The organism is Vibrio sp. QJM3NY_26 (genome assembly GCF_057786005.1).
Map to the genome: position 1 here is coordinate 1,847,282 of NZ_CM173515.1, position 17,891 is coordinate 1,865,172.

Below are 17,891 nucleotides of genomic sequence, written 5' to 3' on the forward strand. Positions count from 1 at the left end.
GACGTATTAAAAAAGGGCCTTTCGGCCCTTTTTTGTTATTGGTCTGGTAAGTTCACAAAGAGTTGATTAACCAAGTTGCTCAAATCACTGCTTATCACGCTGCCATCACCTTGAGCATTCACAGAGTCAAACTGATTCCCCGTATTATCAAGTACAATCGTTTGTGTTTGACCTCCACTATTCGCATCTTCAGAAATAGTAATAACCAAATCCTTATCACCGCCCCCGTTATCGACTTTCTCAATAGTGATATGCTCAAGAAGATCAGACATTGAATTTTCCGTTGGCAATAATTGTGAAATATCTAGGTGGTCTTCACCTAAAGCGAAATCAGTAATCGTATCAACATCACCTTGGAACGGTTCATCAACCCATTGGAACAGGTCATCGCCGTCACCTCCAACTAAGATATCGTCACCTAATCCACCGATAAGCGTATCTTCACCACCTTGACCATAGAGAATGTCATCACCTAATCCACCGGTAATGGTATCATCGCCACCACGCGTATCACTGTCTGCGTTAAACAACTCATGGTTATCTTTAACATATTCGTAGATTTCCATGTCTGTAGGTTCTGCACCATTCAACATCTGTAAGAACGTTGTTAGAGCTTCCATACCCGAACCATCAGCTAACGCATCTGGACGAACAAGGCCATTATCATCCCATGGCAAGTTATCAGTATTGATAACATCACCAAACAAAATATCGTTACCGGCACCGCCGCTTAGATCATCACTACCTACAGGCAGTAGCGTGATTTCGTTGCTACCTTCCTCAAGTGCAGCATCTAAGCCTTGACTTGACTGAACGATTTCAACGTCGCCTGTCGTACTTGTTACTGTCTTGATTGCAAAGTTGTCTAAGTATACGTCTGCCGTGTAACCGCTTTGATCTTCATAAACAGAGAGTACTAACTGGTACTTACCTTCATGAAGTAGATCTGTTTCAATCGAGCCAGTACTACTTCCAGATGAGACACTTACCCATGCTTGAGCTTGTTCATCAAATTTCTGAACACTCCACCCAAACGTATCGCCGCCACCGAAATAGCTACCCTGTGATGCGTCGAATGTCAGTACTGACGCTTCGCCGCTAGCAACAACAAACTCAGGGCTGGTCATTGAAGCTGAGCTATTAATGTCACCCGTATCGGTTAGCAAGATGCTTGAGCTAGTCAGTACTGCTGTGCCACCGGAAACCGCAAAGTTCTCAAGGCTCCAAGATTCACCTGTACTAGAGCTAAAGTTTGCAAGTTGCGTTGTAGTTGATGAATACGTGTACGAAGAACCATTATCACTAACGAAGTGTTCTAATATTTCAGAATCAATACCATCTCCGATACCTATCGTTCTAACTTTTGATACATCCGCTAGCTCATCGAAAGCAGTAACAGAGTCAGCAAACTCATCAAACTGGGTGGTAGAGCCGCTGTTGTTTGAACTGTTCGACACAGTTGGTTTCCCATCAGTTAAGAAGAACGTTAAGTTTTCATAACTCGACGGTTGATCATCATCAGCAAACCAATCTTTAGCTGAATCAAAAGCAGCCTCGTAGTTAGTTGCGCCATCCGCAGTCAAATCATTGATCGCTGAGTTAACTGTCTGCTCTAAGTCTGACTCTTCTAAGTTATGCAAGTCTATTTCTATACTCGCGCTCGCCTCGAAACCAATTAACGCCAAATTAATAATACCGGGATGAGACGCAATATCTGCCAACATAGCAATGAGTGAAGCTTTAACCACGGCTAACTTAGATTGGCTACTGTTGTTATTGAGTGCGTCTCTCATACTGCCTGAAGTATCGACTACTAAAGCAATATTGTAGTTGGTTGGTGCAACAGAGTTATCAACTACACCACCAGTATCACCTAGCAATACATCATCACCATCAAAACCAATAATTGTATTATCGCCATTCGTGCTTTCACTTGCCGTAAAGATCGTTCCGGTTTGAGTATCTGCGTACATTTCTGAATCTAATGCATGACCTTGATCATCAACTTCTTGAGCGCCGGCGGTAACCGTTAGTACTGGTGTAGTATTTACAGGCGCTTCAACAATCACAGTCAGCTTACCTTCGCTATCAAGTTCACTAGGCTCAATAACCCAAGTACCATCTGCTTGCTTAGTACCTATAGATAAAACTACATCACTTGGTACGTCGCTAATCACGAGTGAAGTTACTTGCTCGCTACCGTCGTTATCATATAAGTCGATATCGATGCTTAACTCAAATACCTCAGAAACCTTAGTCAATTGACCGTCTGACACATCAAACTTACCATCCTGTAGATATAACGTTTCAAGGCCATAAAAATCATGATTCGCCAAGATATTGTTATCTGGATCACCATCTACGTCTTTTATTAAGCGGAAGTCCCAAGGTTGACCATTACCAGAAACATATTCAAGTTCGGAAGAAGAGGCAGGCAAATACGCTACGTCTGTTCCATCTAAACCACGATAGGCCGTTGTACGGTCAGAGTTCTGAGATACTAAAATATCGTCTCCACTGTCAGATATCGAGTCGCCTCGAAGCTCTATCGAACCACCATCAAGGGCACTACCTACCAAAATATCGTCTCCGGCACCACCATCAATTATGTCGTTAACGGACGATCCACCCAGTAATATATCGTTACCTTCACCACCGTTTGCTAAATAATGGGTTCCAGATCCATATTCGATAAGATCGCCTAAGTTAGTACCAGCCACCTGTGTTCCATCAGTAACAATGTTGGCTCCATCGCCATACAAACTATTATTATAACTAGCCTGGCCTGTACTTTGCACTTGAGATACAAAGCTTAAGACATCATCTGAGACTCCAGAACTCAACGCAGCTAAGTCTGCAGAAACAACTAGCCCATTACTAATTGGAGTAACTGATGTAGTAACAACTGCCGTATCAGTAAGACCAGAGCTATCAACGATTGTATACGTAAATGACGCACTACCCGTTACATTACTGTTTGGCGTGAAGGTTATTTCACCACTGTTCTGATCATATGACACAGTTCCATCAGCCGAACTAAACCCATCGGCGACAATAGTAAAACTATCACCTGTATTTGGATCATAATCATTAGCAACAAGAAGTGACGAGTCTACAGTCAAAGATTCACCCTCTCGTACAGATAGAACATCGCCAATCAATGGGAAGTCGTTTAAATCGTGCTCACCATTGTTGTAATTACCATTACCATCTACAGTACCCAAATTAATATCTAGATTAGCAGCACCACCTTGGTCCCAATAAACGACTTCAATTGAGTGGTAACCCGAACTATCGATAGTAAATGAATCATGAAGGGTTGTTGTAGAAGATTGATTTTGGTCGACCGTTGCCACCGCAACACCATCAATCAGAATGGTATAACCATCATCTGCTGTAACTTTAAATGCAAAGTCCCCTTGCTCTAGATAAATAGAGCCGCTCATCTTAATGACACCATCTGTGTGATCAGCAACAGAACCTTCTAACGATGAAGCATCACTGTTCAAGAAGTCTTCAAATTGAGCCTGTGAACTTAAGCCATTAGTATTTCCATTCAGGGTGTAATTAATGTCTCTAGCTTCAAACGTAAGATCTGCATCTTGGCTTGATATGACATTTAATGCGTCTTGAACAGAGTCTATATTACCGTTAATACTATCATTAGAGCCGTAATAGTAACCAGATAGGCCACCGAACATAGATACTGTATCGTCTTGTGCAACGGGAGATTGTCCCGCCGAATTATCTGTAATTGTTAACTGAGCAGTTTCGTCACTCAGCAGACCTCCTGAGTCTACCGATTTATAATCTATTTCTTCAGTAAGTTCCGCACTGACTACATCGACTCCTTTCAATGTAATATTTGAGTTCTTATCGGGGTCATCTGAACCGTCTTGCGTAGTGAAAACTCGCAACTCAGTAAATCCATCAGGAACAGAGACATTAACAGTAGCATTACCATTATTGTCGATAGAAAGAGCATGATCGCCAGTTTCGTCACTATCAAAATAGAAAGTACCAACTACATTACCGTCTGAATCAAGCGCGAGGACATTAATACGACCTCCAGCAGTATTTCCGGCATTATAATTTCCGAATACACTACCAAAATCAATATTGGCTTCTGTAATGGTTGCACCAGATTGAGAATAATCAACAGAGATATATTCCTGATTGCCACCGTTAACTACATCCAACTCTCCGCTAGTTGAATTCGCATTAGTTGAGACACCAAAGCCATCCTCTTGGTTTTGACTGTCGTAAACCAAATAAGAGTTTGTATCGACTACATTAGCGTCGGTTGGGGAGCTACCGTCGTAAATACCAGAACTTATGATTACGCTCCCTTGTAGATAACTTACGCTGCTGGATCCATTATTAACTTGGTTTGCGAAAGTACTAGCTACGAAATCAAGTTTATCTACCGCGTTGGGATCTTGTTCATATTCGACTTGAGCATCACTACTGATTATATCTCCAGCTTCAATCAGTACTTTGCCGCCACCACTAACGTCGTAAAGGTTACCGAATAGAGGCTCTTCAAGAATCTTCACATCAACTGACGCTCCGGAAGCATCATCTTCTACATCGCCTACGTTATCTTGACTGCCCGATTGGCCACCATCAAATGTGAAGAACGCTTCGTCTTGGTTGTCTAGGGTTACCGAAAAATCAAGGGCCGTTGGCAAGTCGTTGGTGCCCGTCACTGTGATGGTGGCCGTCGAGGTGATTGGCGTGCCCGTTTCGTCACTCATGGTGTACGTCACGACCACTTCTTCTTCCACGCCATTGGCTAGGTGATCGAAGTCTGCCGCCGTGGCCGTAAAGACCAACTTGCCATCAACGATGCTCACCGTGCCTTTGTCTGACGCCACGGTATCAAGTGTCAGTGTCGCACCGTCATCTAAGTCGGTATCGTTCGCCAGCACATCCACTGTCACGCTGTTGTTTTCATTCACAACGTCCGTATCAACGTTTGCCGTTGGCAAGTCGTTGGTGCCCGTCACTGTGATGGTGGCCGTCGAGGTGATTGGCGTGCCCGTTTCGTCACTCATGGTGTACGTCACGACCACTTCTTCTTCCACGCCATTGGCTAGGTGATCGAAGTCTGCCGCCGTGGCCGTAAAGACCAACTTGCCATCAACGATGCTCACCGTGCCTTTGTCTGACGCCACGGTATCAAGTGTCAGTGTCGCACCGTCATCTAAGTCGGTATCGTTCGCCAGCACATCCACTGTCACGCTGTTGTTTTCATTCACAACGTCCGTATCAACGTTTGCCGTTGGCAAGTCGTTGGTGCCCGTCACTGTGATGGTGGCCGTCGAGGTGATTGGCGTGCCCGTTTCGTCACTCATGGTGTACGTCACGACCACTTCTTCTTCCACGCCATTGGCTAGGTGATCGAAGTCTGCCGCCGTGGCCGTAAAGACCAACTTGCCATCAACGATGCTCACCGTGCCTTTGTCTGACGCCACGGTATCAAGTGTCAGTGTCGCACCGTCATCTAAGTCGGTATCGTTCGCCAGCACATCCACTGTCACGCTGTTGTTTTCATTCACAACGTCCGTATCAACGTTTGCCGTTGGCAAGTCGTTGGTGCCCGTCACTGTGATGGTGGCCGTCGAGGTGATTGGCGTGCCCGTTTCGTCACTCATGGTGTACGTCACGACCACTTCTTCTTCCACGCCATTGGCTAGGTGATCGAAGTCTGCCGCCGTGGCCGTAAAGACCAACTTGCCATCAACGATGCTCACCGTGCCTTTGTCTGACGCCACGGTATCAAGTGTCAGTGTCGCACCGTCATCTAAGTCGGTATCGTTCGCCAGCACATCCACTGTCACGCTGTTGTTTTCATTCACAACGTCCGTATCAACGTTTGCCGTTGGCAAGTCGTTGGTGCCCGTCACTGTGATGGTGGCCGTCGAGGTGATTGGCGTGCCCGTTTCGTCACTCATGGTGTACGTCACGACCACTTCTTCTTCCACGCCATTGGCTAGGTGATCGAAGTCTGCCGCCGTGGCCGTAAAGACCAACTTGCCATCAACGATGCTCACCGTGCCTTTGTCTGACGCCACGGTATCAAGTGTCAGTGTCGCACCGTCATCTAAGTCGGTATCGTTCGCCAGCACATCCACTGTCACGCTGTTGTTTTCATTCACAACGTCCGTATCAACGTTTGCCGTTGGCAAGTCGTTGGTGCCCGTCACTGTGATGGTGGCCGTCGAGGTGATTGGCGTGCCCGTTTCGTCACTCATGGTGTACGTCACGACCACTTCTTCTTCCACGCCATTGGCTAGGTGATCGAAGTCTGCCGCCGTGGCCGTAAAGACCAACTTGCCATCAACGATGCTCACCGTGCCTTTGTCTGACGCCACGGTATCAAGTGTCAGTGTCGCACCGTCATCTAAGTCGGTATCGTTCGCCAGCACATCCACTGTCACGCTGTTGTTTTCATTCACAACGTCCGTATCAACGTTTGCCGTTGGCAAGTCGTTGGTGCCCGTCACTGTGATGGTGGCCGTCGAGGTGATTGGCGTGCCCGTTTCGTCACTCATGGTGTACGTCACGACCACTTCTTCTTCCACGCCATTGGCTAGGTGATCGAAGTCTGCCGCCGTGGCCGTAAAGACCAACTTGCCATCAACGATGCTCACCGTGCCTTTGTCTGACGCCACGGTATCAAGTGTCAGTGTCGCACCGTCATCTAAGTCGGTATCGTTCGCCAGCACATCCACTGTCACGCTGTTGTTTTCATTCACAACGTCCGTATCAACGTTTGCCGTTGGCAAGTCGTTGGTGCCCGTCACTGTGATGGTGGCCGTCGAGGTGATTGGCGTGCCCGTTTCGTCACTCATGGTGTACGTCACGACCACTTCTTCTTCCACGCCATTGGCTAGGTGATCGAAGTCTGCCGCCGTGGCCGTAAAGACCAACTTGCCATCAACGATGCTCACCGTGCCTTTGTCTGACGCCACGGTATCAAGTGTCAGTGTCGCACCGTCATCTAAGTCGGTATCGTTCGCCAGCACATCCACTGTCACGCTGTTGTTTTCATTCACAACGTCCGTATCAACGTTTGCCGTTGGCAAGTCGTTGGTGCCCGTCACTGTGATGGTGGCCGTCGAGGTGATTGGCGTGCCCGTTTCGTCACTCATGGTGTACGTCACGACCACTTCTTCTTCCACGCCATTGGCTAGGTGATCGAAGTCTGCCGCCGTGGCCGTAAAGACCAACTTGCCATCAACGATGCTCACCGTGCCTTTGTCTGACGCCACGGTATCAAGTGTCAGTGTCGCACCGTCATCTAAGTCGGTATCGTTCGCCAGCACATCCACTGTCACGCTGTTGTTTTCATTCACAACGTCCGTATCAACGTTTGCCGTTGGCAAGTCGTTGGTGCCCGTCACTGTGATGGTGGCCGTCGAGGTGATTGGCGTGCCCGTTTCGTCACTCATGGTGTACGTCACGACCACTTCTTCTTCCACGCCATTGGCTAGGTGATCGAAGTCTGCCGCCGTGGCCGTAAAGACCAACTTGCCATCAACGATGCTCACCGTGCCTTTGTCTGACGCCACGGTATCAAGTGTCAGTGTCGCACCGTCATCTAAGTCGGTATCGTTCGCCAGCACATCCACTGTCACGCTGTTGTTTTCATTCACAACGTCCGTATCAACGTTTGCCGTTGGCAAGTCGTTGGTGCCCGTCACTGTGATGGTGGCCGTCGAGGTGATTGGCGTGCCCGTTTCGTCACTCATGGTGTATGTCACGACCACTTCTTCTTCCACGCCATTGGCTAGGTGATCGAAGTCTGCCGCCGTGGCCGTAAAGACCAACTTGCCATCAACGATGCTCACCGTGCCTTTGTCTGACGCCACGGTATCAAGTGTCAGTGTCGCACCGTCATCTAAGTCGGTATCGTTCGCCAGCACATCCACTGTCACGCTGTTGTTTTCATTCACAACGTCCGTATCAACGTTTGCCGTTGGCAAGTCGTTGGTGCCCGTCACTGTGATGGTGGCCGTCGAGGTGATTGGCGTGCCCGTTTCGTCACTCATGGTGTACGTCACGACCACTTCTTCTTCCACGCCATTGGCTAGGTGATCGAAGTCTGCCGCCGTGGCCGTAAAGACCAACTTGCCATCAACGATGCTCACCGTGCCTTTGTCTGACGCCACGGTATCAAGTGTCAGTGTCGCACCGTCATCTAAGTCGGTATCGTTCGCCAGCACATCCACTGTCACGCTGTTGTTTTCATTCACAACGTCCGTATCAACGTTTGCCGTTGGCAAGTCGTTGGTGCCCGTCACTGTGATGGTGGCCGTCGAGGTGATTGGCGTGCCCGTTTCGTCACTCATGGTGTACGTCACGACCACTTCTTCTTCCACGCCATTGGCTAGGTGATCGAAGTCTGCCGCCGTGGCCGTAAAGACCAACTTGCCATCAACGATGCTCACCGTGCCTTTGTCTGACGCCACGGTATCAAGTGTCAGTGTCGCACCGTCATCTAAGTCGGTATCGTTCGCCAGCACATCCACTGTCACGCTGTTGTTTTCATTCACAACGTCCGTATCAACGTTTGCCGTTGGCAAGTCGTTGGTGCCCGTCACTGTGATGGTGATCTTTTGGATGTCGGTACCACCGTTGCCATCGTCTACTAAGACTGTCGTTTCAACGTCTGTCGTCTCGCCGACTGCTAGTGAATCGTAAGCATCATTCGTTGGATTGAACGTCCAAGTATTTCCTGTCAACGTGAAACCTGCTGGCGTTTCACCAGACACGCTGTAAGTCAGAGTGTCGCCATCCACATCAGTTGCCGTCACGGTGCCACGAATCTCTTCACCACCTTCGGTCGTGCCTGTCTCAACATTCGCCGCCGCAACTGGGGCATCGTTGACTGGATTCACACCCACACTTACCGTCAGCGTATCAGTTCCGCCTTTGCCATCAGACACAACGACCGTGAAGCTGTCACTGCCGTTGTAGTCTTCGTTTGGTGTGTAGGTCCAGTTGCCGTTTTCATCAACTGTCACTGAACCATTCGATGGATCGCTGCCTTTTGAGAAGCTTAGTGAGTCATTGTCACCATCTGATGCAGAAAGAGAACCGCTAACTGGCGTATCTTCGTCAGTCGTGACTGCAACACTGTCACCGAGTGGATCGCCATTATCATCAATTAGGGTTGGAGCATCGTTGACTGGATTCACTCCCACATTCACTATCAGCGTATCCGTACCACCTTGACCGTCAGAGACGATAACCGTGAAGCTGTCGCTGCCGTTGTAGTCTTCGTTTGGTGTGTAGGTCCAGTTGCCGTTTTCATCAACTGTCACTGACCCATTCGATGGATCGCTGCCTTTTGAGAAGCTTAGTGAGTCATTGTCACCATCTGATGCAGAAAGAGAACCGCTAACTGGCGTATCTTCGTCAGTCGTGACTGCAACACTGTCACCGAGTGGGTCGCTATTACCATCAACCAGGATTGGTGCATCGTTGACTGGATTCACACCCACATTCACTGTCAGCGTATCAGTCCCGCCCTGGCCGTCAGAGACAATGACCATGAAGCTGTCACTGCCGTTGTAGTCTTCGTTTGGTGTGTAGGTCCAGTTGCCGTTTTCATCAACTGTCACTGAACCATTAGATGGATCACTGCCTTTAGAGAAGCTTAATGAGTCGTTATCGTCGTCTGATGCGGACAGTGAGCCGCTCACTGGCGTGTCTTCATCGGTGGTTACCGCCACGCTGTCGCCAAGTGGATCGCCATTGCCATCAACCAGCGTTGGTGCATCGTTGACTGGATTCACACCCACACTTACCGTCAGCGTATCAGTTCCGCCTTTGCCATCAGACACAACGACCGTGAAGCTGTCACTGCCGTTGTAGTCTTCGTTTGGTGTGTAGCTCCAGTTGCCGTTTTCATCAACAGTCACTGACCCATTAGACGGATCGCTGCCTTTTGAGAAGCTTAGTGAGTCATTGTCACCATCTGATGCAGAAAGAGAACCGCTAACTGGCGTATCTTCGTCAGTCGTGACTGCAACACTGTCACCGAGTGGGTCGCCATTACCATCAACCAGGATTGGTGCATCGTTGACTGGATTCACACCCACATTCACTGTCAGTGTATCAGTCCCGCCCTGGCCGTCAGAGACAATAACCGTGAAGCTGTCGCTGCCGTTGTAATCTTCGTTTGGTGTGTAGCTCCAGTTGCCGTTTTCATCAACAGTCACTGACCCATTAGACGGATCGCTGCCTTTTGAGAAGCTTAGCGAGTCGTTATCGTCGTCTGATGCAGAAAGAGAACCGCTAACTGGCGTATCTTCGTCAGTCGTGACTGCAACACTGTCACCGAGTGGGTCGCTATTACCATCAACCAGGATTGGTGCATCGTTGACTGGATTCACACCCACATTCACTGTCAGCGTATCAGTCCCGCCCTGGCCGTCAGAGACAATAACCGTGAAGCTGTCGCTGCCGTTGTAATCTTCGTTTGGTGTGTAGGTCCAGTTGCCGTTTTCATCAACAGTCACTGACCCATTAGACGGATCGCTGCCTTTTGAGAAGCTTAACGAGTCGTTATCGTCATCTGATGCGGACAGTGAGCCGCTCACTGGTGTGTCTTCATCGGTGGTTACCGCCACGCTGTCGCCAAGTGGGTCGCCATTACCATCAACCAGCGTTGGCGCATCATTAACTGGGGTAACGCCAACATTCACAGTGATCGTATCAGTGCCACCTTGACCATCTGAAACCACGACTGAGAAACTATCATTGCCGTTGAAGTCATTATCTGGTGTGTACGTCCAACTACCGTCGTTATTTAGAACAACTGAGCCATTGTTTGGGGATTGAGAAAGCGAGAACGTCAAAGCATCACTGTCTTCGTCAAGGGCATTTAGAACACCATTAACAGGTGTATCTTCATCTGTCGTAAAGGTGACGACGTCACTAGCTTCAGCATTGTTTGAGTCAACAAAAGATGGGTTGCTGTTTAAAGGCGTTGCTGCTTCAGTCAATGAACGATAAGCGTCAAGTAGGCTTAGGCTTTGAGTGCGAGATAAGCCCAATGATTCGAAACCCGTAGTAACGAACTCTGTACCAGGAATGGTTTCTTCACCATCACGTTCAATAGTTCCGCTAGAAGCCAAACTTGAACCATTTTGACCAGCAGCGGTAGCGAATTCCTCACCTAGCTCGGTCGGGTCTTGACCTTCTTCTAATGCGGCAAAGATATTCGCAATATCTTGGTCGAGCTCAATTTCGCCTTCTTCTGATGAGAAGCGTTTTGCCGATACCTGAGGTTCATTGGACCCGTTCTGAGATTCAAGAACGACATCCCCTGCTTGTAGTGGTTGGCCGTCTTCTAAGACTTTAATCGTACCATCTACCGAGATAACAATGCGCTGGCCAAGTGCTAATGCACCACCCAAATTCAATGTTGTCATGTCCATATAAACCCCTAAAAAAGCATTTCTTGTCATTAACGTCAAAATAGTGACATTATATTTATAATATTAGTTAAAATATAACACTTAAAGTCATATAATTCCTAGTTATGAATCTAGTATTTAACAACTTGAGTGACAAGCTAATGACGGTGATCACATCGCATAACAATCTTAGTGCTCACACCAGTAATATAAGTTATTGTGTTTGCGGAAAATAGTAGATTTAAAAACGTAAGATTGACGTGTCTAAAAACACCATAAACGCACGCTGATCGGTTAACATTTTGACAACCATTTGCGAACGCCAGCTTAGCGATCGTAATTTTTTTGGCGGTTCATCTAAATTTCGTATATAACAGCACAAATTCAAGACTTAGATGCGAGCTAATTTTAGGGAGATGCACATTGAATAGGCTTCAAAAGACAACATTAGGGTTAGCTATAAGTATGAGCTTACCGACGACAGCACAAACCCTAGAGCAAGCCGTTGCCTTCACTTTAGAAAGTAATCCTGAAATCAAAAGTGCTTATAATGAATATGTCAGTAAGCGATATCTTAATGATGCTTCTGGTGGTGCTTATCGTCCAAGTATAGATTTGGATGGAGGCATTGGTTACGAGCATACCGATCTAGCAACTAACTCAAGCACGACCGATCTGACTCGGAAAGAAGCGACAATTACGCTAACTCAGCTTATCTGGGATGGGGCTAATACATCGAATGATATTGACCGTACCGCGGCTGATGCAGAATCAGTGCGTTATCAATTGATATCTAATGCTCAAGATATCGCATTAGAAGTGACCAAAGTTTATCTCGATGCGGTAAAAGCCTATGAAGTGCTTTCACTCTCTGAAAACAACCTCGCAACCCACAAAAAAATATACAGCGATATTCGCAAGCGTGTTGAGTCAGGTATTGGCTCAACGGCAGATATGTCACAGGTAGAAGCACGTATTGCTAAAGCGCACGGTAATTTACTTGCGGCGCAAAACAACCTTTTTGACACTCATACACAATTCAAAAGGCTTGTGGGTCAATCTCCGTTAGGGTTAACCTTCCCTCGCGCAGATGCAGGCGCTATCCCTTACACGGTTGATGGCGCATTAGCAAAAGCGTTTAATCAGCACCCAGTAATTAAGATTGCACAAGCCGATGTAGACTCAGCGAAATTTCAATACAAGCAATCTAAGAGCACCAACTACCCAACGGTTTCTTTTGAAGCCGCTCAAACCTGGCGCGATGATGCCGGTGGCACTCCAGGCAGCAGTGACGAGTTTTCTGCGATGGTTCGTTTAAGATACAACCTTTACAACGGCGGTTCAGACCAAGACCGTGCAGAAAGTGCCGCTTATCAACTAAACAAAGCGAAAGACCTTCGTGAAAGTACGTTCCGAAACGTAGAAGAAAGTTTACGCCTTTCTTGGAGTGCCCTTGATTTAACCGTTCAACAAAAAGAGTTCTTGTCAGATCACGTAGACTCGGCATCAGACACCGTTATCTCTTATGAGAAACAATACCGCATCGGTAAACGTACCCTTCTCGATTTGCTTAACACCGAGAACGAACTATTCGAAGCCCGCAAGGGCTATCTGGATGCCAAATACGACGAACAATACGCGAAATACCGAGTAATGAATGCAACAGGAAACCTGTTAACTGGATTACGCGTCGAAACCCCTCAAGAATGGAATGAAAAGGTAGAATACTAATGAAGCTGATAAAGACTGTATTTCCGCTTTGTCTCATGATTGCCTCTGCCAACGTTTTAGCTGAAACAAGCAATGAAGAATTTGAATATCGAGCTCTTCCAGACATCACGCAAATTTATGATCTCGAAGATGATGATAATGACGGCGTAATTAACGCGCGAGATCTATGTCCCGATACGCAAATTGGTGCAGAGATCGATAACGACGGTTGTGGTTCATATTTTGAATCGTCAGAAAAGAAAGAGCTCCACATACTCTTTGCTAATAACTCTACGGAAATTAACCCTGTTTTCCTAGGGCAGATACGCCAGATGGCTGCGTTTTTGAAGCGTTACGAGGGTACATCGATTGAGTTACAAGGTTATGCCAGCAAAGTCGGCAATGCCAAACACAATTTAAAACTGTCAAAAGAGCGAGCATCCCACGTAAGACGTGCCCTTATCAGTAATGGTATTCAACCATCTCGAGTCAATATCGTGGGTCATGGCGACTCTGAATTCAGCAGTGATGACAGCCAAGTTAATCACGCACTACATCGAAAAGTTGTCGCTTCCGTTGTTGGATTTAAAGGCAACATCAAAGAAGAGTGGCACATCTTCACCAAAATAAAAAAGTAGGCTCTATCCTGCGCTTACCATACTGAAACGTGATCTTTAGTTAACGTTTCAGTATGGTGATAATTCCTTGAATAGCATGTACCTAAGCCGTCTATAATGTTAATCTTGCGTCGTTATCAACATAGAGAATTAATCCATGAGCAAACTAACAGCTGATACTCAAGCAAATCTAGAACTTTTCGTTTCTGAAACACAAGAAACTAAACTGGTATGGGGCCTTCGCAATGAAGAAGGTTGGCTAGCATGTGACTCAAGTGAATTCGAAAGCAGCGAAGTGATGCCTTTTTGGTCTTCAAAAGAAGATGCTCAGACTCACAACGTTGAAGAGTGGGCTGACTTCGAAGTATTAGAAATTCCACTAGATATCTTTGTAGAAGATTGGTTACTGACTCTAGCTGAAGACGGCGTTCTTGTTGGTATTAACTGGAATGCAACATTAGAAGGCAAAGAACTTGAGCCTTCTGACCTAGCGAAATTATACATCTAATTTCCGATATCGGTCGTGCGAACAGTACGACCGATACACCTCTGATAAATATCAATAAATTGGAGACTTACTTCGCATAACCTCCTACCCATACCATTCAAAATTTGAAGCAACATCAAAATAATAATAGAATATCGTTCTTTATCTGATAGATCGTTTCTTGTGACTCACTCTGTTTTTATTGCCCTTCTACTGTTCATTAGCTTTTATTCTCATGGCCAAGTATCAACACAAGATCGTCACCAGGACTCTCCTTTCAACTCATCCAATTTGGATTCAAACACGACTCCAAATGCTGATTGGAATACACTCTATCTCTCGACTATAACTCATTCCCCATCGCGTGCGTTAAACATGCTGCAAACCCGTTACATTGGCTCAACCGTCTATGGGGATAAGCTTTACCTTTCATCTTTGTTATACCAATACATGAGCCACCGAGATCAACCGTTCTATGGAATCGCTTCAAACGACAGTGAGTACCAAGCGATTGAACAAACGTTTATTTCTGCTTTGATGAAAGATGGCCAAGGCCAATATGAAGAAGCGCAACAAAGCTTTCTGACACTATTGGCGAAGATGCAATCACGCAGTGATTTGACTGGAAAAGCCCTACTAAAATATCAGCTATGCCGCTCTCTTAACGAGCAAGCTAAATATCATCAAGCTAACTATTATTGTTCTGCACTTCAATCAGATTTACATAACATCGCGGACCCTGTGTTACCAAAGTTTGGTACTTATCGAGTCATCGCCAACAATCACCATTTCCGCAGTGACTATCAAGCCGCGCTAGATACCTACCTATCACTAATAAACGTGTTTCCACAAGGACATGACATTTCGGGGATCTATAACGATGTGGGTAATTTGCTCAAAGAGTTAAAGCAATATAAAAAATCGGCAGAGTACCTCAAAGAAGCACTCACACTAAGAGAAAGTGCTTCTGATTTGATGAAAGCACAAGTGCACCATAGCCTTGCAGATCTCTACCTTAACCAAGAGCAAAGTGACTTAGCAATTAACCACTTTCAAACAGCAAGAACACTGCTGAGCTCATCGTCGCATAGCTACGGTATCGCACTAACAAGTCTTGGCTTAGGAAAAGCTTACACTCAAATTAGAGACTATGATTTGGCAAGAGGTTACTTAGTCAACTCTCTGTCAGCTTCGAATGAATTGAGTAACGACGTCATTCGTATTAACGCTTACTTGGCGATAAGCGATATGTTCGAAGAACAAAAGCTGACAAGCGAGGCGCTCAATTATGCTCAGCAAGCTCTAGAAGTATCCGAGCAAGTCACAAGACACAAATACATCGCTCAGTCACTCCTGCAACTTTCCGAGCTTCATCAAGCGCTCAGCGATTACCAACAAGCTTTCTATTTCTACCAGCGATACTCATCTATACAAATTGAAACACGCGATATCGATAACAGGTTGGCTTTTGAAGCACTAGACCTGACCCACGCTAAATATGAGCAAGAATTGGAAAATTCTTTCCTGATAAATCAGACAAAGCTCGACCGCGTTCAAATTGAAAAAATGGAACATCAAAGATGGTTGTACAACGTCATTGTTATTCTGTTGCTGTGCGCCGCAAGCTTTACGGTATTAGCAAACAAAACGATTCGCGCAAAAGCTTCCATCGATGCTATGACGAAAGCGTATGGCCGGACCGAGATCATACGAAGAATCAAAAGAGTCAGACGCTGTAAAGGAACGGACAAGCAACATGTCCTCGTTCTGCTCGATCTGGATAGATTCAAGAAGATCAATGATGAACATGGACACCCTACCGGTGATAGAGCGCTCGTCCATATTAGTCAGCAAATACGAAAACACTTAATGAATGACGAATTGTTTGGTCGCTTAGGAGGCGAAGAATTTCTCATCATGCTAACCAATACCAAGCCTGTAGACGTGCGAGAGCGCGTCGAAGAGCTACATTACGCCATATCAAGCACCGTCTTCTTAACAGAAAGCAAAAAGCCACTTAATGTAACCGCGAGTTTTGCTTATCTAGCAACCTCAAACGCATTAAGTGACTTTGATGACTTGTACTCGGTGCTTGACCAAGCACTTTATCAAGCAAAGAGCAACGGCCGAAACTGCATCATTGATGCTTACAACGAACCAATTGATTGACCTGAGGTTATTTATTCTCAGTCTGTTTGCGAACCAACTCAGCCATAATACCCTCGCGATCACCTAGGTAATCGTTAAGGCCAACTTTACGCAGTTCACACGCTGGGCAATCGCCACAACCATCCCCGACAATGCCATTGTAACAAGTCAGTGTTTTATTTCGAACAAGCTCAAGTGCTGAGTACTGGTCTGCCAACGCCCATGTTTCAGCTTTGTTGAGCCACATTAACGGTGTTTTAATATCAAGCGGCTTGTCCATACCTTGTACAAGCGCAGAGTTCATCGCTTTCACAAAGTCATTACGACAATCAGGGTAACCTGAGAAATCAGTTTCACACACGCCCGTGATTATGGTATTTGCACCGATTTGGTAAGCATAAATACCCGCCAAAGTTAAGAACAGAATATTACGACCAGGAACAAAAGAGTTTGGTAGTCCATTCTCTTGTAGCTCATGAGACACAGGAATATCGTCACGAGTCAGAGAGCTGATAGCCAGTTCATTCAACAGAGTCACATCCATCACTTTGTGCGCTTTCACACCAAGCTCTTTTGACAACGACTCAGCCACTTCAATCTCGAGTCTATGGCGCTGACCATAGTCAAACGTAATCGCATGAACTTCATCATACTCTTTTAAAGCTTGAACAAGACACGTTGTTGAGTCTTGACCACCACTGAATACTACGACTGCTTTTTTCATCTTAAATCCTTACGAGAATCTTCTACTAGCGACTTATCTAGGCCAGTAAACAAATGCAACCTATGCGATGCTCAAATATTTGTGAGTTTGAATAGATAAACGCCAGTTACGTTCAATACAGGTATCAATACACAGTTGCGTTGCACGTTCTTTTTGGCTAATAGGTTGAAGTGCAATGACTGTATTTTTAGGAACATCGGCTCTAGCAATAAGAGCATCTAGTTGCTCGATATCTTTACCTGTACCAACAGGGTGCTTGATTTCATTCGCACGAACGAGTGCGCTATCAAGGATATCCAATTTGGCTTTCATTGCGACTTTTGGTGACACCGTAACCCAAGTGTCCGGTGTGGCTTTTACTTCGGAGGTTCCGCTGGTCTCAATCTGACAGCGACAACCGTGCTGCTCAAATGCTTCAGTAAGAGGGACAAGATCATAAATGCACGGCTCACCACCAGTAATCACAATGTGCTTCGCGGTGTAACCTTGCTTGATATATTCATTCACGATTCCTTGCGCATCGATTGCAGACCAAGTCGGTGAATCCTCTGTCTTAACCATAATATCGCCAAGGCTCGTTTCATCTTCCGGCAACGCTTCCCAAGTCTGTTTGGTATCACACCAAGAACAGCCTACAGGGCAAATTTGCAGTCGAACAAAAACAGCAGGAACGCCGGTAAATACGCCCTCGCCCTGGATGGTTTCAAACATTTCATTAATCTTGTACAACTTACCCTCAGCTCTATCATTTGATGAAATTAATCAACCGCAGA

Annotated in this window: 7 protein-coding genes; 4 read left to right on the forward strand and 3 right to left on the reverse strand. The window is 46.2% G+C overall.

What is annotated here, in order from left to right; translation table 11 throughout:
* Positions 1-35: 35 nt before the first annotated feature.
* The gene (locus tag AC3CH4_RS08370; protein ID WP_488542796.1) at positions 36-11,453 is read right to left on the reverse strand and encodes an Ig-like domain-containing protein; all 11,418 of its coding nucleotides are present in this window, start codon (positions 11,451-11,453) and stop codon (positions 36-38) included.
* A gap of 444 nt (positions 11,454-11,897) precedes the next feature.
* On the opposite strand from AC3CH4_RS08370, the gene AC3CH4_RS08375 reads away from it, so the two are divergent.
* The 4 genes from AC3CH4_RS08375 (at position 11,898) to AC3CH4_RS08390 (ending at position 16,415) form a co-directional block, all read left to right on the forward strand.
* The gene (locus tag AC3CH4_RS08375; RefSeq protein ID WP_032554927.1) at positions 11,898-13,163 is read left to right on the forward strand and encodes a TolC family outer membrane protein; all 1,266 of its coding nucleotides are present in this window, start codon (positions 11,898-11,900) and stop codon (positions 13,161-13,163) included.
* Positions 13,163-13,780 carry an OmpA family protein gene (locus tag AC3CH4_RS08380; protein WP_488542797.1) on the forward strand — a complete coding sequence of 206 codons (618 nt, stop codon included), beginning with the start codon at positions 13,163-13,165 and terminating at the stop codon, positions 13,778-13,780. The genes AC3CH4_RS08375 and AC3CH4_RS08380 overlap by 1 nt, the downstream gene beginning before the upstream one ends.
* Positions 13,781-13,916: 136 nt before the next feature.
* On the forward strand, positions 13,917-14,267 hold the full coding sequence (locus AC3CH4_RS08385) for a DUF2750 domain-containing protein (RefSeq protein ID WP_004733613.1): 351 nt from the start codon (positions 13,917-13,919) through the stop codon (positions 14,265-14,267).
* A gap of 162 nt (positions 14,268-14,429) precedes the next feature.
* Positions 14,430-16,415 carry a tetratricopeptide repeat-containing diguanylate cyclase gene (locus AC3CH4_RS08390; RefSeq protein ID WP_488542798.1) on the forward strand — a complete coding sequence of 662 codons (1,986 nt, stop codon included), beginning with the start codon at positions 14,430-14,432 and terminating at the stop codon, positions 16,413-16,415.
* 7 nt (positions 16,416-16,422) lie between these two features.
* Here AC3CH4_RS08390 and queC read toward each other — a convergent pair whose 3' ends face one another.
* Entirely contained in the window at positions 16,423-17,118 is a 696-nt protein-coding gene (queC, locus tag AC3CH4_RS08395; RefSeq protein ID WP_488542799.1) for a 7-cyano-7-deazaguanine synthase QueC, read from the reverse strand.
* Positions 17,119-17,178: 60 nt separating this feature from the next.
* The gene (queE, locus tag AC3CH4_RS08400; RefSeq protein ID WP_488542800.1) at positions 17,179-17,847 is read right to left on the reverse strand and encodes a 7-carboxy-7-deazaguanine synthase QueE; all 669 of its coding nucleotides are present in this window, start codon (positions 17,845-17,847) and stop codon (positions 17,179-17,181) included.
* Positions 17,848-17,891: the final 44 nt, after the last annotated feature.